Annotated in this window: 3 protein-coding genes and 1 pseudogene; all 4 read left to right on the forward strand. The window is 61.6% G+C overall.

Going from position 1 to position 2641, the window contains the following annotated elements:
* On the forward strand, positions 1-1197 hold a 1197-nt coding region (locus tag AWB68_RS43920), incomplete at its 5' end, for an NAD(P)(+) transhydrogenase (Re/Si-specific) subunit beta (protein WP_087650323.1).
* A 6-nt stretch (positions 1198-1203) separates the two neighbouring features.
* Complete coding sequence (locus tag AWB68_RS43925; protein WP_125483286.1) at positions 1204-1437, forward strand: hypothetical protein; 234 nt, start codon at positions 1204-1206, stop codon at positions 1435-1437.
* A gap of 57 nt (positions 1438-1494) precedes the next feature.
* On the forward strand, positions 1495-1896 hold the full coding sequence (gene phaP, locus AWB68_RS43930; RefSeq protein WP_087650325.1) for a TIGR01841 family phasin: 402 nt from the start codon (positions 1495-1497) through the stop codon (positions 1894-1896).
* 86 nt (positions 1897-1982) lie between these two features.
* Positions 1983-2641, forward strand: a pseudogene (locus AWB68_RS43935) (class I poly(R)-hydroxyalkanoic acid synthase); the annotation flags it as partial.

Consider the following 2641-nt stretch of genomic DNA (forward strand, 5'->3'; position numbering starts at 1 on the left):
TACATCGCGGCGAAAGTCGAGATGACGAAGATGCCGGAACTCGTCGCCGCGATGCACTCGCTGATCGGTCTTGCGGCGGTCTGTATCGCGTATGCGGTCGTGGCCGAGCCGTCCGCGTTCGGGCTTGCCGCTCCCGGCGTTCCGATTCCGTATGGCAATCGCGTCGAGTTGTTCATCGGCACGTTCGTCGGGGCGATCACGTTCTCCGGGTCGGTCATCGCGTTCGGCAAGCTCTCGGGCAAGTACAAGTTCCGCTTGTTCAAGGGCGCGCCGGTCGTGTATCCGGGCCAGCACATGATCAACCTGCTGCTCGCGATCGCGATGCTCGGCTTCGGAATCTTCTTCGTGCTGACGCAGTCGTGGTTGCCGTTCATGCTGATGACGCTGATCGCGTTCGGACTCGGTGTGCTGATCATCATCCCGATCGGGGGGGCCGACATGCCGGTGGTCGTGTCGATGCTCAACTCGTATTCGGGGTGGGCGGCGGCAGGCATCGGCTTCTCGCTGAACAATCCGATGCTGATTATTGCGGGGTCGCTGGTGGGTTCGTCGGGTGCGATTCTGTCGTACATCATGTGCCGCGCGATGAATCGGTCGTTCTTCAATGTGCTGTTGGGCGGCTTCGGTAACGAAGGTGGCTCGGCGGCGACGGCCGGTACGACGGAGCAACGGCCGGTCAAATCCGGTTCGGCCGACGACGCCGCGTTCATGCTCGGCAACGCGGAGAGCGTGGTGATCGTGCCGGGGTATGGTCTTGCGGTGGCCCGCGCGCAGCACGCATTGAAGGAACTCACCGATAAGCTGGTCGAGAAAGGCATCAATGTGAAGTACGCGATTCACCCTGTGGCGGGTCGGATGCCGGGGCACATGAACGTGCTGCTCGCGGAAGCCGAAGTGCCGTATGAACTCGTCCACGAGATGGAGGACATCAACAGCGAGTTCGGCCAGACCGACGTGGTGCTGGTGCTCGGCGCGAACGACGTGGTGAATCCTGCGGCGAAGACGGACCCAACCTCGCCGATTGCAGGCATGCCGATTCTGGAAGCGTACAAGGCACGCACGATCATCGTGAACAAGCGGTCGATGGCGGCGGGCTACGCTGGTCTCGACAACGAGTTGTTCTACATGGACAAGACGATGATGGTGTTCGGCGATGCGAAGAAGGTGGTGGAAGCCATGATGAAGGCAGTAGATTGAGCCGCCGTGCCCGCAATGATGGACTGCCAGGTTTGTAGTTCCAGCGCGATACTCGAGGCGAGCGAGATTGTCGCGGGCGGTGCGGCCATCGTGATCGCCGTTGGCTCGGAAGCCGTGACCGCGGGGCCGGACGGAAAAGCGGGCGCTGTGCCGACGACTGTATGCGCAGTGCGAGAAAAGGTGGTGATCGATGGCGTTGCGCTCGTGATGCCGACCTCGCGGAGTGCCCGCCCGGAGTGAGGGTAAGCAGCTAACATTCATACGTAGTTTACGCGAATAACCCAGGAGAAGACAGTCATGGCCGATCAAACAAATCCCTTTGGCGATCTGACGAAGATGCTCGAACAGTTCAAGGTGCCGGGCGTCGATATGCCCGCGTTGGTCGAGTCGCGCAAGAAGGACATTGAGGCGATCGTCGAGGCGAACAAGTCCGCGTACGACGCGATGCAGGCGTTCGCCCGCAAGCAGACCGAGATGCTGACCCAGGCGATGCAGGACATCCAAGCAGCCACCAAGGCGGGCGCGGCGGACCCAAGCAAACATGCCGAAGTGGCGCGCAATGCGTGCCTGAAGGCAGTCGAAGACATAAAGGATCTGGCCGAAATCGCGCGCAAGTCGCAGGTGGAGGCAATGGCGAGCATCACAAAACGCGCGAATGAACACGCGGCAGAGATCAAGCAGATGCTGCAGCGCAAATAGCTAGCGCGCCCTGGCCCGTCGCGCGAGTGGTGCGTTGTCATCGCGGGACGGGCAGCAACGTTTAATCACGACTCTCAGGAGACAGCATGGTCGCACCGTTCAACATGCCGGACGAGTTCGTCCAAGGCTTCTTTAAATCGGGGCAGACGCTGCTGCACGCCTACACCGGCGCGGCTGGAAAGACCGGAGAAGCGCCTTCGACCCCCGCTAGGATGCCGACCCTCGCGCTCGCACAGGCGCAGGCGCATTACTGGCAGCAGCAGATGGCCCTTTACATGGGCATGGTGGCGAACGCGACGGGGCAAAAGCCCACGCCCGCCGTCGAACCCGAGCGCGGTGACCGGCGCTTCAATGCGGACGCCTGGCGCGACAATCCGTGGTACAGCGTGCTCAAGCAGACGTACCTGCTCAACTCGCGACTGCTCAACGACATGGTCGAGGCGTCCGGCGTCGGCGAGAAGGAGAAACACAAGCTGCGTTTCTACGCGCGCCAGTTCATCGACTCGATGAGCCCCGCCAACTTTCCCGCGACCAATCCCGAAGCGATGAAGACCGCGATCGAAACGCAGGGCGAGAGCATGCGCGCGGGCTTCGCGAACCTGCTCGAAGACCTGAAGCGCGGACGCATTTCGATCACCGATGAAAGCGCCTTTGAAGTCGGCCGCAATGTGGCGGTGTCGAAAGGCTCGGTGGTCTTCGAGAACGAACTGTTCCAGTTGATCCAGTACGCGCCGCTCACCGAGAA

Origin of the sequence: Caballeronia choica (assembly GCF_001544535.1) — a bacterium.
GTDB classification, from domain to species: Bacteria; Pseudomonadota; Gammaproteobacteria; order Burkholderiales; family Burkholderiaceae; genus Caballeronia; species Caballeronia choica.

Coding starts and splice junctions, on each gene's coding strand:
- phaP (WP_087650325.1), top strand. CDS start 1,495: ATGGCCGATCAAACAAATCCCTTTGGCGATCTGACGAAGATGCTCGAA.